At 43.0% G+C, this 16,516-nt stretch carries 19 protein-coding genes; 5 read left to right on the top strand and 14 right to left on the bottom strand.

Annotated elements, in window-relative coordinates; all coding sequences use genetic code 11:
- Window positions 1-15: 15 nt before the first annotated feature.
- From rplI to KIH41_RS04975, 4 genes are all read right to left on the bottom strand, one after another.
- Entirely contained in the window at window positions 16-459 is a 444-nt protein-coding gene (rplI, locus tag KIH41_RS04990) for a 50S ribosomal protein L9 (protein ID WP_213944069.1), read from the bottom strand.
- A 37-nt stretch (window positions 460-496) separates the two neighbouring features.
- A complete protein-coding gene (gene rpsR / locus KIH41_RS04985) occupies window positions 497-748 on the bottom strand; it encodes a 30S ribosomal protein S18 (RefSeq protein ID WP_143960718.1) in 252 nt (83 codons plus the stop codon).
- Window positions 745-1,116 (bottom strand): 30S ribosomal protein S6, encoded by a 372-nt coding sequence (rpsF, locus tag KIH41_RS04980; RefSeq protein ID WP_213944070.1) that lies wholly within the window; start codon window positions 1,114-1,116, stop codon window positions 745-747. The genes rpsR and rpsF overlap by 4 nt, the downstream gene beginning before the upstream one ends.
- Window positions 1,117-1,362: 246 nt before the next feature.
- A complete protein-coding gene (locus KIH41_RS04975) occupies window positions 1,363-2,283 on the bottom strand; it encodes a kinetochore Spc7 family protein (RefSeq protein WP_214161737.1) in 921 nt (306 codons plus the stop codon).
- Window positions 2,284-2,324: 41 nt separating this feature from the next.
- Between KIH41_RS04975 and KIH41_RS04970 the strand changes: the two genes are divergently transcribed.
- On the top strand, window positions 2,325-2,912 hold the full coding sequence (locus KIH41_RS04970) for a methyltransferase (RefSeq protein ID WP_213944072.1): 588 nt from the start codon (window positions 2,325-2,327) through the stop codon (window positions 2,910-2,912).
- On the opposite strand, the gene KIH41_RS04965 is transcribed toward KIH41_RS04970, so the two are convergent.
- Both KIH41_RS04965 and apaG read right to left on the bottom strand, forming a co-directional pair.
- Window positions 2,902-3,666 (bottom strand): O-methyltransferase, encoded by a 765-nt coding sequence (locus tag KIH41_RS04965; RefSeq protein WP_214161736.1) that lies wholly within the window; start codon window positions 3,664-3,666, stop codon window positions 2,902-2,904. The two genes, KIH41_RS04970 and KIH41_RS04965, sit on opposite strands and share 11 nt — an antisense overlap.
- A 4-nt stretch (window positions 3,667-3,670) precedes the next feature.
- Entirely contained in the window at window positions 3,671-4,057 is a 387-nt protein-coding gene (gene apaG / locus KIH41_RS04960) for a Co2+/Mg2+ efflux protein ApaG (protein WP_214161735.1), read from the bottom strand.
- Window positions 4,058-4,115: 58 nt separating this feature from the next.
- Here apaG and ung point away from each other — a divergent pair, with 58 nt between their 5' ends.
- The gene (ung, locus tag KIH41_RS04955) at window positions 4,116-4,778 is read left to right on the top strand and encodes a uracil-DNA glycosylase (protein ID WP_213944075.1); all 663 of its coding nucleotides are present in this window, start codon (window positions 4,116-4,118) and stop codon (window positions 4,776-4,778) included.
- A 265-nt stretch (window positions 4,779-5,043) separates the two neighbouring features.
- On the opposite strand, the gene lepB is transcribed toward ung, so the two are convergent.
- The 8 genes from lepB to KIH41_RS04915 all read right to left on the bottom strand — a co-directional run bounded on the left by lepB (window position 5,044) and on the right by KIH41_RS04915 (window position 13,585).
- Window positions 5,044-6,126 carry a signal peptidase I gene (gene lepB, locus KIH41_RS04950; protein WP_214161734.1) on the bottom strand — a complete coding sequence of 361 codons (1,083 nt, stop codon included), beginning with the start codon at window positions 6,124-6,126 and terminating at the stop codon, window positions 5,044-5,046.
- A 10-nt stretch (window positions 6,127-6,136) separates the two neighbouring features.
- Window positions 6,137-6,859 (bottom strand): 4-hydroxy-tetrahydrodipicolinate reductase, encoded by a 723-nt coding sequence (gene dapB, locus KIH41_RS04945; RefSeq protein ID WP_213944077.1) that lies wholly within the window; start codon window positions 6,857-6,859, stop codon window positions 6,137-6,139.
- Window positions 6,860-6,863: 4 nt separating this feature from the next.
- Window positions 6,864-7,481, bottom strand: coding sequence for a DUF5683 domain-containing protein (locus KIH41_RS04940; RefSeq protein ID WP_394369793.1), 618 nt, complete (start codon window positions 7,479-7,481; stop codon window positions 6,864-6,866).
- Between the two features lie 28 nt (window positions 7,482-7,509).
- Window positions 7,510-8,427, bottom strand: coding sequence for a ParB/RepB/Spo0J family partition protein (locus KIH41_RS04935; RefSeq protein ID WP_214161733.1), 918 nt, complete (start codon window positions 8,425-8,427; stop codon window positions 7,510-7,512).
- A gap of 2 nt (window positions 8,428-8,429) precedes the next feature.
- On the bottom strand, window positions 8,430-9,212 hold the full coding sequence (locus tag KIH41_RS04930; RefSeq protein WP_213944079.1) for a ParA family protein: 783 nt from the start codon (window positions 9,210-9,212) through the stop codon (window positions 8,430-8,432).
- Between the two features lie 9 nt (window positions 9,213-9,221).
- Window positions 9,222-9,902 (bottom strand): metal-dependent hydrolase, encoded by a 681-nt coding sequence (locus KIH41_RS04925; protein ID WP_214161732.1) that lies wholly within the window; start codon window positions 9,900-9,902, stop codon window positions 9,222-9,224.
- A gap of 212 nt (window positions 9,903-10,114) precedes the next feature.
- Entirely contained in the window at window positions 10,115-11,920 is a 1,806-nt protein-coding gene (yidC, locus tag KIH41_RS04920) for a membrane protein insertase YidC (protein WP_214161731.1), read from the bottom strand.
- Between the two features lie 45 nt (window positions 11,921-11,965).
- Complete coding sequence (locus KIH41_RS04915; protein ID WP_213944082.1) at window positions 11,966-13,585, bottom strand: CTP synthase; 1,620 nt, start codon at window positions 13,583-13,585, stop codon at window positions 11,966-11,968.
- A gap of 277 nt (window positions 13,586-13,862) precedes the next feature.
- On the opposite strand from KIH41_RS04915, the gene KIH41_RS04910 reads away from it, so the two are divergent.
- The 3 genes from KIH41_RS04910 to KIH41_RS04900 are packed head-to-tail and all read left to right on the top strand — an operon-like array spanning window position 13,863 to window position 16,450.
- Entirely contained in the window at window positions 13,863-14,321 is a 459-nt protein-coding gene (locus KIH41_RS04910; protein WP_213944083.1) for a hypothetical protein, read from the top strand.
- Window positions 14,321-15,739: a CCA tRNA nucleotidyltransferase gene (locus KIH41_RS04905; protein ID WP_213944084.1), complete on the top strand. Its 1,419-nt coding sequence runs from the start codon at window positions 14,321-14,323 to the stop codon at window positions 15,737-15,739. The genes KIH41_RS04910 and KIH41_RS04905 overlap by 1 nt, the downstream gene beginning before the upstream one ends.
- A 6-nt stretch (window positions 15,740-15,745) precedes the next feature.
- Window positions 15,746-16,450 carry a tetratricopeptide repeat protein gene (locus KIH41_RS04900; protein ID WP_214161730.1) on the top strand — a complete coding sequence of 235 codons (705 nt, stop codon included), beginning with the start codon at window positions 15,746-15,748 and terminating at the stop codon, window positions 16,448-16,450.
- Window positions 16,451-16,516 lie beyond the last annotated feature (66 nt).

Below are 16,516 nucleotides of genomic sequence, written 5' to 3'. Positions count from 1 at the left end.
GAAATAAAACAGTGCTTATTCGGCAACTACTTCAAATTTCACGTTAGTTTTTACTTCTCTGTGAAGGTCGATCTCAGCTTCGTATTCACCGGCTCCAACTACTGGAGAAGTGATTGCGATTTTCTTTCTGTCCACGTTGATGCCGTTGTTGGCAAGAGCGTCAGAAATCTGAAGAGTAGTAACCTTACCGAAGATTTTACCTGAATCACCGATTTTAGCTTTGATCTCCAAAGTGATTTTTTCGATCTGAGCAGCTATGTTTTCAGCTTCAGTTTTGATTTTTTCTGCTTTGTGAGCAGCTTGCTTGATATTTTCAGCTAGGATTTTCTTGTTAGAAGAAGTGGCCAAAACAGCAAAACCTTGTGGGATAAGGTAGTTTCTACCATAACCCGGCTTTACGGATACCAAGTCGTTCTTATAGCCAAGTCCTTTTATATCTGTTTTTAATATAACGTCCATTGTCTTATTGATTTATAAATAGTTGATAGAAACCGGATTATTTCAACCCGTCAGTCACGTAAGGCAACAAGGCAAGGTGTCTTGCTTTCTTGATAGCTGTAGCAACTTTTCTTTGGAATTTGGCAGAGTTTCCTGTCAATCTTCTTGGAAGGATCTTGCCCTGCTCATTTACAAACTTCAATAAGAAGTTAGGATCTTTGTAATCGATATACTTGATGCCGTGCTTCTTGAATCGGCAGTATTTCTTTCTATTTTCTCCTCTGTTGATTGGTTCGTTCTTAAGTGTCATTTTGCAGCTTCCTCCTTAACTTCAGATTTTTTGTTAAATTCACCTTTTCTTCTTCTTTCTGCATAAGCCATAGAATGCTTATCCATTACAGTGGTCAAGAAACGCATAACTTTCTCGTCTCTTCTGAACTCAAGCTCAAATTTCTTGATGATCTGTGGATCGGCGTTGAATTCAACCATAACATAAAAACCGGTGCTTTTTTTCTGAATTGGGTAAGCCATTTTCTTAAGGCCCCAGTTCTCAACATTCACGATTTCTGCCCCCTCTTCTTTTAACAAGTTCACGAACTTGTCTACGGTATCCTTCATCTGAACATCAGACAAAACGGGAGTTAAAATGAATACCGTTTCATAACTTTTTTGGAACATTTGTTTTTTCGTTTAATTTTAGAATATTTAAACAGACCGCAAAAGTATCACTTTCTAGTAAATAATCAAAATAGGGAGGGCAAATAATAGCCCTTCTCAGACCCATAAAACGAAAAAATCACGGGAGCTTTAAGTCCCGTGATATACTAATTCACCATCTCAGGTTTTCCTTTGGCTTGGAAACCTTACGACACTTCGCGGTCAAAGTCAGCTTTATCTCTGTGCCCCCGCGGGTATTTTTATCAATTACCTCACTTCAAACTCCCTGTTCCCAATTTGAAACCCATCGGCAAAAATCCTAACCTTGTAAGTGCCGGGCGCATAATCGGAGCCTTTCTCATAATAATAGGTTAGCTTTTGGCTGGAATTGTTATAAAGAATATCCTGCTTGGCAGTAAAGAATTCTTCTTTTCCCTCAAGGTCAAATGTGCCAGAACCTCTAGCTATGTCAAAGATCACTTGATTATTAGGAGCGATCACCTGCACAAAGATGTCCTTGGTACCCGCTGGGGTCAGGTCATTTTCCGTTAAGTCAAAAGAGATTTTAAGCTTGTCCAGCTGGCGGTTTCTGAAATTGTCTTCCCGCTCCCGTCCCCTGGAGTTGACGGCCGCCACTACGATGTTTTCAGCGCGTAGCCGTTCAGCTTTGGTGACTTTTTCGGTCAGTTGTTGCTGCTTGATATTGAGCTGGGCTACTTCCTCTTCAATCTCCGCCTGAGTGGATTTGAGCTGCTTGTTTTCTGAATAGAGTTCCTGATTTTGCTCACGCAACGCCAAAATTTCAGAATCTTTTTCACGGAGTAGGGTGGAGTAACCGTCAATTTTACGGTTTAGATTTGCAATCTCAGTCGCTGAGCGCTTGCGGTCAGTGGTCCTTTCCTCGATTAGTTGATCCCTGATCTGCTTGAGGGAGTCCACATCACCACCCAGGGTTTCGATCTCGTCGATACGGAGGGTGAGTTGGTAGGTCATAGAATCCAGCCTCAGGTTGAGATCATTGTTTTCCTCAGAAAGAATGATGATTTCCTCTGATTTTTTATTTTTGTCCTGGTGATCCATATACAATTTGACACCACTGACAATCACCAAAATGATCAAGACGATGATAAGAATATTCTTGCCCTTTTCGGTGTTTGGAGCTTTTCCCGAAGGAGTGTTGTTACTCATAATTGCTTTGTAGAAACTAAGTTATATTTGTTAAATATAAAATGCGAACGATGTTAGATGACCAATATTGGACAAATCGGTATATTAATAACGAAACTGGCTGGGATGCCGGAAACGTTACTTTGCCGATAATGCAATATTTAGACCAAATCAGGGACAAATCCCTGCAGGTGCTTGTTCCTGGGGCCGGCAACGGATATGAAGCGGCTTATGCTCATTCAATTGGTTTTAAGAATGTTCATATTCTGGATTTTTCCCCTGTACCAATTGAAAACTTTATCAAGGAAAATCCCAATTTCCCAGCCTCCCAAATACACTGCGAAGATTTCTTTGAGCATCAAAATAAATATGATCTGATTCTAGAACAGACATTTTTTTGTGCCCTTCTTCCCGATCAACGGGAAAATTATGTAAAAAAAATGAAATCCCTATTAAATCCCGGAGGAAAATTGGTTGGGGTGCTTTTCGATAAAGAGTTTGCAAAGCAGGGGCCGCCCTTTGGAGCATCGCGTGATGAATACCAAAAACTTTTTGAGTCCAATTTCCAGATCCAGACCTTGGAGCCTTGCTACAATTCCATCGCCCCTCGGCAAGGGCATGAGCTTTTTATAATCCTTGTTAATAAGTAAGAATGTAATGTTCTTTTTGCAAATCCTTTTTGAAGAAAACCACGCCACATTCAAAAAAGTCAAAGGTCATTCTCACCTTCGAGTGGCCTTTGATTTCCTCCCAGGCCTTTTTCATTCCTTTGGACCAATAGATGTCACCTACAATCACAATACTGGTCTCATGAAGGAAGGGGAGTAGTATGTTGAAATATTTAATTGTGGCCTCGTAGGTATGATTGGCATCTATCAATAGAAAATCAAGAGAAGTGAATTTGCTGGCGATGAAAGGCAAAACATGGTCTATTTCCTCGCATACCACTTCAACATTCTTCAGTTTTTCCAAATGGGATGCGGCTAGCTGACAAATAGCCTTGTCGGCTTCAATGGTGATGAGTTTGTTTTTCACCTCCGCTGCAAGGTATGCCGAATTGATGCCCAGCCCTGTCCCGAGTTCTAAGGCATTTTGGGCAGGGGTTTGTTTGAGGAAATATTGATATAGGAGGTTATACTTGATAGGAGAATTGCTGTATTGGGCAACCTCTTTTACCTTTCGCTTGGCATGGGGAACTTTCTTGCTGCCCGCTCCATAGTCGGTCACCTGGATTTCAGTGGGGTCTTTTAGGAAGGCAGTTCTAATTTTTTCGATCTCAGGATATCGTACTATTTTCAAATGGTTTCGAAGCCCATCATACATTTTGAATGCAAATGGAGATTGCAGGCTATGTCTGTCTTCTTTTTTGAGAAAATAAAGAATATACTGAAATGCGGAAAACATTGTTCTAATTCGAGAAGATATCAGCCACAAGTTGAAACTCCGGGATTTCCACTTCGATGATTTTGCCATCTACTACTCTTTCCATGTAATAGTAGCCTTTCATCTTACCAAAGCCAGACCGGAGGTTGCAGCCAGAAACATAGCTGTGGGAGGTACCAGGTTCCAGTACAGGCTGGTTGCCTACGACGCCTTCGCCTTCTACAAGTTTGAGGTCTTCGGCAGCGTCGGTAATTTCCCATTTTCTCCTCATGAGCTGAAGAGTGGACTTGCTGTGGTTTTCGATAGTAACCTTATAGGTGAATACATAATGATGTTGGTGCGGGCTGGAGAACTCCGTCTGGTATTTCGCATTTATGCTTACTTTTACACCCTCTGTGATTGCAGTCGCCATGGAGAAAGATTATGATTTCGAATATAGTTTAATAATTTCAATTTCCAATTATTGAGATATGCACTTTAACATCCATCCAGATTGGGAGGCCATCCTTAGACCAGAAATGGAAATGCCTTATTTTCAGGATTTATTGAAATTTGTAGAAGAAGAATACAAATATAAAACCATTTTCCCTCCAAAGGCATTCGTGTTTAATGCCTTAAACCATGCGCGGCCTGAGGAAGTCAAGGTGGTGATATTGGGTCAGGACCCCTATCATGGCCCCGGGCAGGCCCATGGGCTGAGTTTTTCTGTTCCCGATGGGATAGCATTTCCCCCCTCATTAAGAAATATTTTCAAGGAAATCCAGCGTGATTTGGGGATTTCGGCCCCTTTTTCCGGCAATTTGGAAAGATGGGCCGATCAAGGAGTGTTACTTTTGAACGCCACATTGACCGTAAGGGCCTCCCTCGCCGGGTCACATCAGAAGAAGGGGTGGGAGGAATTTACAGATGCCATCATCCACCGTTTGGCCGAAGATAGTGAGAATCTTGTTTTCATGCTTTGGGGATCCCATGCCCAGAAAAAAGGACAATTTATAGATGAAAGGCGGCATTTGGTCTTAAAAGCACCCCATCCAAGCCCGTTGTCAGCCCATAGGGGATTCATCGGTTGCGGGCATTTTAGTCAGGCTAATGAGTATTTGGAAAGTAAGAGGAAGGGTGGAATAGATTGGTGAGTTAATTAATGAAAAAATGGTCACGAAGCACACGAAGTTAAAATGAAGTAGCACAAAGGCCACTTCGCGGTAAGATTGGTTAAATTTCGATGAATCGGGAATGATGTCAGTAGCTAATTTCCGTTGCTTATAGGGACTGAAGACCGAAGACGGAAGACCGAAATAGGGGCCAAACTAGTGTCAGGCGCAGTTTTTACACTCTTACTTTTAAATATATGGGATAAGTAAAAAAAAGGCTTGAGTTTATGTACTCAAGCCTTTTGATTTATCGGATGGGTTTGAAGAATCTTTCCCAACGGATTTTGCTAAACATATTGCGGTGCTTGTCTAGGGAAAGCCATAGGAACCAGGCTTTGCCTACAATGTGGTCTTCTGGAACGAAGCCCCAATACCGGGAATCAGCTGAATCATGTCTGTTATCACCCATCATGAAGAAATAATCCTGCTTGAAGGTGTAGCTTTCCTGCAATTGCCCGTCTATATAGATTTTGTTGGCCTCAATGTTAAGGTTCTTGTTTCCTTCAAACCTTTCAATGGTAAATGCATATCTGCGAACCATGTCCTCGTCGGTCAAATCTATCGTCCAGCCTTTGGCAGGGATCTCCAAAGGACCAAAATTGTCGCGGTTCCAAGAATAGTAAGATCCGTCGGGCATGATGTCCGGCTCCCCGAGGCCTTCTTTGTAAGACCTTAAGTGAACGGCTGAAATACTGGAAACTTTTCTTAGCCTCTCCGCCGTGGCAGGAGTGGTGGAAACCAAATATCCAGCACCATTTGAAAATGGCATTATACTTTCCGGGTTGATCTCGTAATCCTGGAAAAACTCCAACCCAAACCTTCTTTCGGTCATGACCTCATAAGAGAATTGCATCAACTCCGGATTGTCACCGGGCTGGCCATTGATCAGCAGCTGGGTATCCTTGATCTCAATCACATCTCCAGGCATGCCGACGGCGCGTTTGATGTAATTTGTTCTCAAGTCGGAAGGATGCTCAAATTCAACTGGGTAATTGAATACCACCACGTCGTTTCTTTTGATTGATGTAAAGCCTGGAAGCCTAAAGTAAGGCAACTGAACAGCATCGTTGTAAGACTTTATGTTGGTGCCCCAGATGGTCTGATGGGTGAGGGGCATCTGAAGGATGGTCCTGGGAGCACGAGTACCATAATGCATTTTACTCACAAAAAGGAAGTCGCCTACCAAAAGGCTTTTCTCCATGGAAGCAGTAGGTATGGTAAAAGGCTCCAGCAACAGCCATCGGATTAAGCTGGCCGCAATGACTGCAAAAACCAATGCGTCCAACCATTCGCGGGCTGGGGATTTTTTCTTTTTTTCTTTAGTCTTCATTTACTTTCACTTAAAAGGATAAAAAATCATCCATGGACAAAATTCCTTTTCTGTTTTTTATCCATTCGGATACTAAAACTGCACCAAGTGCAAAACCTTTGCGTGAATGTGCGGTATGTTTGATCTCAATATCATCTGTCTCAGAGGAATAGGTGACTGTATGGGTACCAGGAACTTTGTCTATGCGCTTGGCACTGATCAGGATGTTGTGTCCGTTTTCGACCGACTCAGTGTCCAGATTCCAACGCTTGGCGCGGTCAATTTTGTTGATGATGTCTTCGGCCAGGGTGATGGCAGTTCCACTTGGGGCATCTTTTTTCTCCGTATGATGGATTTCCTCCATTCGAATGGCATAGTCGTGCTGTTCATCCATAAGTTTGGCTAAATAGCGGTTCACTTTGAAGAAAATGTTGACCCCGATGCTGAAGTTGGAAGCATAAAAGAATGCGCCTCCCTTAGAAAGTGTCAATTGTTCGACTTCATGTTTATGCTCTAACCAACCCGTGGTACCACACACCACGGGGATACCCTGGTTGATAGCCCATGAGAGGTTATCGACGGCAGATTCCGGCTGGCTAAATTCTATGGCCACATCCACGGATGATCCGTCCAGATTATCTAATTGAGCTCTGTTGTCAGAGGTGATTTTAGCGACTATAGTATGGCCTCTCTCTTCTGCGATTTCAGAGATGATTTTGCCCATTTTACCATATCCGAGTATTATTATATTCACTTTATTAAAAGTTGATTTTAAATGATAATCCTATTAATCCAGAGCCGGCATAGAGATTCTCATATGCTGGCTTTAATTCAAAGCTGAGGTCATCGCTGACATCAAAAGCCGAAAGGTGGGCGTCCACTTGGGCATCCACTAAATTCAGGGCGTAAATGATTACGAAAATCATGTAGTTCAAATCCCTGTTTCTTCTCCAGTAGTTAACGTTTCGGACCAGCCCATCCTCGTTGAGATTAGGGAAGGGGTTGAGGCTGGGGTCAATGTTGGGATCTCTTGAAATCCTCAATGCGTCACGGAAAAGCTGATAGCGCCTATTATTGAATTCCACAAAATAGGCAGTGGTGGTAATCCCCCCATAGATGATGGGTACCTTCCAGATTTTCTCATTGTACACCTGTCCGGCACCAGGCAAAATAGCTGAAAGCAAAGTCGCCGTTCGGGGATCCTTGGCTTTGGAAGGGTTGATTCGGATCTTATCCGCATCTGGACTTTCCATCACCACGCCTCCGGCCACGGTGTCTTGCACCACTTGGGCCATTCCCGACTGTGAGAAGCCAAATGATAAAACAAAAATAGCAATAGCTTTATTTAAAACTATTGCTTGAAGTTTTTTTGCCATCCAACGATTTTCAAAAATCTGCAAATCTCTATATGATTTCAAGAATTTCAAGAATCCGGTTAAGGTCTTCTGTTGATCTAAACGGTATTTTGATCTCACCTTTATCTTTATTGTCTGACTTTAATGCAACCTTTGCTCCAAAGTGGGAGGCAAGCTTTTGCTGCAGTTTTCCCAATTCATATTTTTTGACGGGATCCAGGTCTTTTTCTTTTGTGCTTGCCTTTTCTTCCGGTCCGTCATTGAGACTTTTTACAAGTGCCTCCACTTTTCTAACGCTCAATTCCTCATCTACCGTCTTCTTATAGATGGCCAATTGCGTGTCGATGTCTTCAATATTGATCAACGCCCTTGCATGGCCCATGCTGATTTTTTGATCCCGAAGACCGGCTTGGATATCCGGCGGCAATTTAAGCAATCGTAGGTAATTGTTGACAGTTGTTCTGTTTTTTCCTACGCGGTCACCCAGCTGTTCTTGCTTTAGGTCGCATTCGCTAAGCAGTCTTTGATAGGAGTGGGCGATTTCCAAGGCATTCAGGTTTTCCCGCTGAATGTTTTCGATCAAAGCCATTTCCAGCATCTGCTGGTCATTGGCGGTCCTGATATAAGCCGGTACTTTGACTAAGCCAGCTAGCTTGGAGGCTTGGAATCGCCTTTCCCCAGAAATCAACTGGTATTCATTGTCAGCCAGTTTTCTAACCGTAATTGGCTGGATGATTCCTTGGACTTTTATGGATTCAGAAAGCTCTTCTAGGGCTGTTTTATCAAAATGGGTCCGGGGTTGAAAAGGATTGACCTGGATTTCATCCAAGGGTATCTCGTTGATGCTCGCCGATGGGTTAGCAGCCGGCAAAACCTCTGGTTTTCCTTTCTTTGGACTGTCCTCTAATAATGCACCTAAACCTCTTCCTAATGCACTCTTCTTTTTCATAGGTTTATTATTAGCCATAATTATCCGTTAACTTTTACCATGTTGTTTTTCTCGACAATCTCACTTGCGAGGTTGAGGTATGCTACTGCACCTTTGCCTTCGGCGTCAAATGCCACCACTGGTACACCGAAACTTGGAGATTCACTCAGACGGACATTCCGGGGGATGATGGTTTCAAACACCATATCCTTAAAATGCATCCTCACTTCTTCCACCACTTGGTTGGAAAGTCGTAGTCTGACATCATACATAGTCAATAATATGCCTTCGATGCCCAATTCCGGGTTCAATCGGGTTTGGATAATCTTTATGGTGTTGAGCAACTTGCCCAAACCTTCAAGTGCAAAGTATTCACATTGCACCGGTATGATAACGGAATTGGCCGCAGTGAGTGCGTTGATGGTAATCAGACCGAGAGAAGGGGAGCAGTCGATGATAATGAAGTCATAAAGGTCTTTGATCCCTTCGATCACTTCTTTCATCTTTTCTTCCCGGTCTTCCAGGTTGATCATTTCGACTTCAGCACCTACCAAGTCGATATGGGATGGTACGAGATCTAAGTAGTCCATCTCAGTTTTGATGATGATAGAATCGATTTCGATTCCATCTACCATGCATTCGTAAATGCTAGTTTCGATTTCTTTGGGATCTTGACCAAGACCGGAAGTAGTGTTGGCCTGAGGATCTGCATCGATGACTAGGGTTTTGTACTCCAATACGGCCAAACTCGCCGCGAGATTCATAGCTGTAGTAGTTTTACCTACTCCGCCTTTCTGATTTGCAATTGCAATAATTTTTCCCATTCTATGCGATCAAAGGGTGATTATTTCTCCAATATTAAGCATTATCAATTCTTTTCCTGCCTCTTGGGCTGATTTTTTTACATCCTGCTCATCGATCTGGATGTAAGGAAAAGTATCGTAATGCATGCCTATGAACTTATTTGTGCCTACAAAGTCGGCCGCCTTGCAGGCATCTTTGATCCCCATGGTGAAATTATCCCCTATGGGCATAATGGCAAAGTCCAATTTAAATTCCTCTCCGATGAGCTTCATGTCATAGGTGAGGGCGGTATCTCCGGCAAAATAGAAAGTGCCCTCCTCGGTGCTAACCACAAAACCTCCCGGATTTCCGCCAGGGGTACCGTCAGGCAAGGTGCTGCTGTGGATGGCATTCACATATTTAACATTTCCAAAATTAAATGTTTTGCTGCCTCCGTGATTCATGGGATGGACATTTTCCAAACCCTTTTCTTGGAACCAGCTCACTACCTCAAAATTTGAAACCACGACTGCCCCTGTGTTTTTTGCTATGGCCTCAACATCGGCCACATGGTCCTCATGGCCATGGGTCACTAGGATGTAATCGGCTTCAATCTGCTTGATATCGATATCCTTTGCCAACTCATTGGGTGTAATGAAGGGATCGAAAAGGATTTTCTTATCAGCAACAGTGATCAAAAAAGTGGAGTGTCCAAAGTATTGAAGTTTCATGATGATAGCATTTTTGGGTTAGTGAGATTCTACAAAGATAAAAGTTTAATCTTTACTGAAAACAGATTCTTATCCACATGGCATTGTGGATATATATCAAAACAGTAATTTAATCTTTTAACGACATATTTACTAATAAATTTTGCATAAAATAAGTCGTAAAAAAAGGGGGCAAAATTCACTTGCCCCCTTGATTATTTTTTCAGAGAATCTTATTTCTTTTTCTTTTGAGCTTCAGAGGCTTTCATGGCTTCCTCAAGTCTAGTCTGAAACTTACTCTTCTTCTTATTGGCATTCTTCTTTTTGCTTTCCTCTACTTTCTCTCTGATTTTGGCATCATCTACGAATGCTTTGATTAGATATTGCTGTCCAAAGGTTACCATGTTGGAAACAAAGTAATAGAAACTCAATGCCGCAGGGTAGGAGTTAAGTACAAACATAAAACCTATTGGCATGATATAACCAAGATTTTTCATTGGTCCCTGAGCGGCGGTCAGCTGGTTGTTAAACCTGGTGTAAACAATCTGTGAAATTGTCATCAACAAGGTAAACAATGACACGTGCGAACCATAGAAAGGTATGGTAAACGGCAGATTAATCACCGAATCATAGGTAGAAAGGTCATGTGCCCACAGGAAGCTCTCCTGTCTCAACTCAATGGAGTTAGGGAAGAAGAAGAACATTGCAAACAAAAATGGCATCTGAAGCAACATTGGAAGACAGCCGCTGATTGGGCTAACTCCCAATTGGCCAAACATCTTCATTTGCTCTTGCTGCATCTTGGTAGGATCATCCTTGTATTTCTCCTTCAGCTCATCAATTTCCGGTTTGATCACCCTCATCTTGGCCATGCCCACGTATGATTTGTAAGTGAGCGGGAACAAGAAAAGCTTAATGATAAACACGATCAGGATAATGATCACACCATAGTTGGTGAAGAATCTTTCCAGAAAGTGGAATAGGTTAACAATTATATATTTGTTGACCCAGCTTACAAACCAGTAGCCCATTTCCACATTTTTGTGGAAACCCGGGGTGATTTTTCTTAGGAGGTTGTAATTGTTCGGACCAAAGAAATAGGAAATGTCAGAACCGTTTTGATCAAGATTAAGGATCAAAGTGGCCGACATGTTTTTTACCGACATGGTGTCGGTAGGCGTTTCTTGGGCTAGATTTCCTTCTTGAAACTGATTTCCGGCAATGATACCAGAAGTAAAGAATCGCTGCTTAAAAGCCACCCATTTTAATGGAGTCCTTACCTGTTCTGCATCTGAAGATGAAGATGCGCTCAGATAGTCATAGCTCTCATCAGCCGTGAAGAAGTTCATGTAGGTCTTTCTACGCGACTCTTCGATATCCGCTTCATGTTTCTTGAGCTGCCCCTCCCAGTTGATGGTAATATTTCTGTCGGTCAATAGAGTGGAGCCCGCTGAAAGATCCAAATGCTGATTTAAGACATAGCTCTCATTTGGAAGAAAATAGGTTCTTGAAAGCGTTCCGGAAGGAGTCTGGGCAGTGAAAACTAACTCCTGTCCCGGAGCCTCGGCATCGGACACCTGTCTGGTTTCAGCTGCAAAGTAAAGGTTGTTCAAGCTGATAGGACCCTTTGCGGTCTGGACTTGATAGTCCAGCGAGAAGTTTTCCTCATCCACCAAGATCAACGGTCGTTGGTCCCAAGTTTTAAAGGTTTTCAATTCTACTTCCCTGATTTCTCCGCCTTTGTTGGAAAAGGTAACCCTGATCACTTCATTTTCCAACACCAGTGACTCTTCCGTTCCGCTCACTAAAGCGGCAAAATCACCGAACTGGGCTTGATTCTGCACTTGCATCAAGCTGTCAGTTGGTTGTGGTACTGCCTGCGTGGTGCTTTGCTGTTCTGGCTGGTTGGAATCCACTACTTCCGTTTGGGCGGGAGTTTCTGTTGCTTCCGGAAGTTCTGGCCCCTTGGCAAAGAACATCGAATAAACCAGAATAACTGCTGCGAATAGGATTAACCCTGTCGCTTGATTTCTGTCCATACTTTACTTTTTAAAAGAGCTCAAAGTATAAGCTCCCAACTTTCGTTAATTTTTAGTTTTATTCTCTATCGCTGCTTTCACAAACCTCACGAATAAAGGATGAGGGTTCAGCACAGTACTCTTATATTCTGGGTGGAACTGGGAAGCCACAAACCACGGATGGTCTTTGATCTCAACAATCTCCACTAAGTTGGTGTCGGGATTTATCCCTGCAGCCACCATCCCGTTTTTCTCAAATTGCTCCAGATATTTATTGTTGAACTCATATCTGTGGCGGTGTCTTTCGCTGATCTTTGTTTTTCCATAGGCCGCACTGGATTTTGTTCCTTTTTTCAGCTCACAAGGATAAGCGCCAAGTCTCATTGTGCCGCCCATCTGTTCGATGTTCTTTTGCTCTTCCATCAGTGCAATCACCGGGTGGGAGGTTTCGGCATCCATTTCGGTGCTGTTTGCGCCTTTGAGATTCAATACGTTACGGGCAAATTCAATCACCGCCACTTGCATTCCCAAGCAGATTCCGAAAAACGGGATTCTTTTTGTCCGCGCAAATTTAACAGTTTCTACCTTACCATCAAGGCCTCTTTCCCCAAAACCCGGGGCAACCAAGATTCCATCCAGCTCAGCCAGCTTCTTTTCCACGTTTTCAGCATCAATTTCTTCCGAGCTAATCAGCTTCAAATTCACTTTGCACTCTGCAGCCGCACCGGCATGGATAAAGCTTTCGATTATAGATTTGTAAGCATCTGGCAGGGAAACATATTTCCCGATCAGGCCAATATTTACCTCAGATGTTGGGTTTTTCAACCTGCCCAGAAAGTCTTTCCACTGCTCCAACTCTGTGTTAGTTTTGGTGCTGAGCTTCAGTTTGGACATTACTCGTTCATCCAATTTCTCCTTTTTCATCAAAAGCGGAACATCATATATGGTTTCCGCATCCAAGGCTTCAATCACACAGTTGAGCTGCACGTTGCAGAAAAGGGCCAGCTTTTTCTTCACCTCCTGTGGCAAATGGTGCTCAGAACGGCAAACCAAGATGTCCGGCTGAATACCTGCCTCAAGCAATTGCTTTACCGAATGCTGGGTAGGTTTGGTTTTTAGTTCTTTTGCTGCCGCCAAGTAGGGGATCAGTGTGAGGTGGACTACCAAGAAGTTGTTTGGCCCCAAATCCCATCTCGCTTGTCTCACGGCCTCAATGAAGGGCAATGATTCAATATCACCCACACAACCACCGATTTCGGTGATTACGACATCATATTTTTCACCTTCGCCAAGCTTGTAGAAGTTTGACTTGATTTCATCCGTGATATGGGGGATTACCTGAACGGTTTTGCCCAAAAACTCACCTTTTCTTTCCTTGGTTATCACATTGTTGTAAATACGTCCGGTAGTGATGTTGTTGTTTTGGGAGGTAGGTGCGTTCAGGAAGCGCTCATAGTGTCCAAGGTCCAAATCCGTTTCGGCCCCATCATCAGTTACATAACATTCTCCATGCTCATAAGGATTCAGTGTTCCTGGATCAATATTTAGATAAGGGTCAAATTTTTGGATGGTAACAGAGAAACCGCGGGATTGGAGTAATTTGGCTAAAGAGGCGGCGATAATGCCTTTTCCCAAAGATGATGTAACTCCTCCTGTAATGAAAATGTACTTGGTAGGTGAGGCCATAGAAGCTGAAATGAAATTTTGTTTTGAACTCTATGGGATGCAAAATTAAGTAATTTTTCAGAGATTCCTGATGTTTGTGGAATTAAAATTCTGAAGCAGCTCCACTTCTGATTTTAATTCAAATTTTCCTCCAAACAGTTTAATCCGCATCCTCCCGCTGAAAATGTTTGGCCCTCAATTTCAAACTCGTTGTGCCAATTTCTAACGTTATTCAGAATTCTGTTATACTTTTGGGGTATAAAAGCATTTGATTAAAAACTGACCCCAATTATATAAAGTGGATATCAAAAAAATTACCGATACGATAAAGTCCAAAGGCAGAGTTTGTTTGCAGGAAAAGTCCGGGATGCGGTTTGAGTTGATCAGCCCTGAAAAGTGGGAAAAGGGCAAGGATGACAAGGAGGGGATTTTTCTCCTATTCGACCTATTCCAGATCAGGACCATTACTGAGCAGTTTTCAGAAATATCATTGGACATTGTGGAATTCACCACCAAGCCGGTGGTTTTTCACTCACCTGTGAACAAAGTTTTACAGTCTGGTCCGATGGTAGACGGAAATGTGAAGTTTCTGATGATTAAGGAAGGGGTGTGGAACAAAGTACTGTTTGCAATCGGCAGACCGGTTGTTTTTCAAAAGGCCGGAAGAGAAGCCGAGGTGATCGTGGATGACAACTTCATTATGCCAAGCAAGGAGATGTTTTTGGGGCCTGAAGGGGATGTGAAAATTTTGGATTGATGAATTTCAAAGAGCAATTAGACAAAGTAGATATTTTTAGAAAAGTTGGAGAATGTGCTGACCAGCTCCAGTTGGATACCTATGTGGTTGGTGGATATGTGAGGGATTTGGTCCTCAAAAGGGATAGCAAGGATATTGATTTTGTGTGTGTGGGCAGTGGGATTCAGCTGGCGCAAAAGGTTGCCGAAAGCTACGATTTTCACGTGCCTGTCTCCGTTTTCAAAACCTATGGAACCGCCCAAATCAAACTTGGGGAGTGGGAGGTTGAATTTGTGGGGGCCAGAAAGGAGTCCTACAGGAGCGATTCCCGCAATCCGCTGGTGGAGGACGGTACCTTGAAGGAGGACCAAGACCGACGTGATTTCACCATCAATGCGATGGCCATCAGTGTGAATAATGAAGATTTCGGTGAATTGATCGACCCATTCGACGGATTAAGGGATATCAAACGCAAACTGATCCGCACGCCGGCCGAGCCAAACATCACTTTTTCTGATGACCCGCTGCGCATGATGAGGGCGGTGAGATTTGCCACCCAGTTGAAATTTGACATTGAGCCGGATACTTTTGATGGCATAGTGGATAATGCTGAAAGACTGAAGATCATTTCCGGAGAAAGAATTATTGATGAACTGAACAAGATCATCCTTGCCGACAACCCTTCTTATGGATTTAAGCTATTGTTTGTTAGTAAATTGCTTCACCAGTTTTTCCCAGAAATGGTGGACCTGCAGGGCGTGGATTCGGTAGGGGACAAGTCACATAAGGACAATTTCTATCATACCCTCCAGGTATTGGATAATGTGGCCGGCGTATCTAATGACCTTTGGCTGCGCTGGGCCGCTATCATGCATGATATTGCCAAACCTGCCACGAAGCGCTTTAACAAGAAAGTTGGCTGGACTTTTCATGGGCACGAGGATAAGGGGGCGCGGATGACCCCGGGGATTTTCCGAAGGCTCAAGCTTCCCATGGATGATCGCATGAAATATGTGCAAAAGCTGGTAAGGCTTCACCTAAGGCCAATTGCCTTAGTCAACGACAAGGTGACAGATGCTGCCGTTAGAAGGCTGCTTTTTGATGCCGGAGATGATATCGAAGATTTAATGATGTTGTGCAGGGCGGATGTGACCTCTAAAAACAACAACAAGGTGAAGCGTTTTTTGGCCAATTTTGACAAGGTTGAGGAAAAAATGCAGGCTGTAGAGGAGCACGATCAGGTGAGAAACTTCCAGCCCCCGGTATCTGGAGAGGAAATAATGGAAATTTTTGATTTAAAGCCATCAAAAATGGTCGGAGAGTTAAAAGAAGAAATAAAAGAAGCTATATTGGAGGGCGAAATTCAAAACAATAAAGAAGAAGCTTTGGAGTTAATGTATAAATTAGCCGCCAAGAAAGGATTGAATATTAACAGATAAATGAGTATGACCCAGAAGTTTAAAATCTTAACCTTAGTATTGGCCCTTTGCAGTGCCAATCTTTTTGCACAAGACCAACAGGTGGATCCCAAGGACACCAATAAAGTGAAAAATGAAGCCGATCAGCGGATTTACCAAATGGCTTTGAGATACAACGATGTGGATGTAGCCAAATCCAAACTGTATGACCTGATTGCCAGAAATCCCAACAATGCCCGCTATGCAGAGATGTTGGCGACTATGTACTTTGAAATGGACCAATATGCTTCGGCAGCCTTGGTTTCCATGGATATTTTGGAGGCCAACAGCAAGAATGTAGCAGCTTTGGAAATTGCTGCCTATTCCCTTGAGCAACTGGGAGCTCTGGACAGGGCATTGGGACATTTTGAGTCATTGTACCTTTTGTCAGATGACATCTTTAGCCTTTATAAAGCCGCTAATCTTCAGTTTAGCTTGAAAAAGTATGATGAGGCCTTAAATTCTCTAAACATGCTGACCAAAAACAAAAAGGCGGATGAGGAGAAGTTGGCTTTCCCAACCAAAGACAATTCCCAGCAGGAGATCTCCATGAAAGCGGCAGCCTACAACCTTAAAGGGTTGATCTATAAAGAAAAGGGCAGTAGCAAAGATGCCAAAGAGGCGTTTAATCAAGCCTTGACCTTCTCGCCTGATTTTGAGGTGGCGAAAGAGAATATTGCTGAATTAAATTAAACCATTACAGGATATTTATAAAGGAGCTCTCGGGCTCCTTTTTTTATTTTTCAATTTTAACCTATT

This window comes from Litoribacter ruber (assembly GCF_018500185.1).
Taxonomy (GTDB): Bacteria; Bacteroidota; Bacteroidia; order Cytophagales; family Cyclobacteriaceae; genus Litoribacter; species Litoribacter ruber.
Note: the sequence above shows the minus strand (reverse complement) of the source record. Positions and strands in the feature narration are given on the sequence as shown.

Bases quoted from the DNA above. Each gene is read 5' to 3' on its own strand.
- rplI (WP_213944069.1), bottom strand. From the start codon at position 459: ATGGACGTTATATTAAAAACAGATATAAAAGGACTTGGCTATAAGAAC.
- rpsR (WP_143960718.1), bottom strand. From the start codon at position 748: ATGACACTTAAGAACGAACCAATCAACAGAGGAGAAAATAGAAAGAAA.
- rpsF (WP_213944070.1), bottom strand. From the start codon at position 1,116: ATGTTCCAAAAAAGTTATGAAACGGTATTCATTTTAACTCCCGTTTTG.
- KIH41_RS04975 (WP_214161737.1), bottom strand. From the start codon at position 2,283: ATGAGTAACAACACTCCTTCGGGAAAAGCTCCAAACACCGAAAAGGGC.
- KIH41_RS04970 (WP_213944072.1), top strand. From the start codon at position 2,325: ATGCGAACGATGTTAGATGACCAATATTGGACAAATCGGTATATTAAT.
- KIH41_RS04965 (WP_214161736.1), bottom strand. From the start codon at position 3,666: ATGTTTTCCGCATTTCAGTATATTCTTTATTTTCTCAAAAAAGAAGAC.
- apaG (WP_214161735.1), bottom strand. From the start codon at position 4,057: ATGGCGACTGCAATCACAGAGGGTGTAAAAGTAAGCATAAATGCGAAA.
- ung (WP_213944075.1), top strand. From the start codon at position 4,116: ATGCACTTTAACATCCATCCAGATTGGGAGGCCATCCTTAGACCAGAA.
- lepB (WP_214161734.1), bottom strand. From the start codon at position 6,126: ATGAAGACTAAAGAAAAAAAGAAAAAATCCCCAGCCCGCGAATGGTTG.
- KIH41_RS04940 (WP_394369793.1), bottom strand. From the start codon at position 7,481: ATGGCAAAAAAACTTCAAGCAATAGTTTTAAATAAAGCTATTGCTATT.
- KIH41_RS04935 (WP_214161733.1), bottom strand. From the start codon at position 8,427: ATGGCTAATAATAAACCTATGAAAAAGAAGAGTGCATTAGGAAGAGGT.
- KIH41_RS04930 (WP_213944079.1), bottom strand. From the start codon at position 9,212: ATGGGAAAAATTATTGCAATTGCAAATCAGAAAGGCGGAGTAGGTAAA.
- KIH41_RS04925 (WP_214161732.1), bottom strand. From the start codon at position 9,902: ATGAAACTTCAATACTTTGGACACTCCACTTTTTTGATCACTGTTGCT.
- yidC (WP_214161731.1), bottom strand. From the start codon at position 11,920: ATGGACAGAAATCAAGCGACAGGGTTAATCCTATTCGCAGCAGTTATT.
- KIH41_RS04915 (WP_213944082.1), bottom strand. From the start codon at position 13,585: ATGGCCTCACCTACCAAGTACATTTTCATTACAGGAGGAGTTACATCA.
- KIH41_RS04905 (WP_213944084.1), top strand. From the start codon at position 14,321: ATGAATTTCAAAGAGCAATTAGACAAAGTAGATATTTTTAGAAAAGTT.
- KIH41_RS04900 (WP_214161730.1), top strand. From the start codon at position 15,746: ATGACCCAGAAGTTTAAAATCTTAACCTTAGTATTGGCCCTTTGCAGT.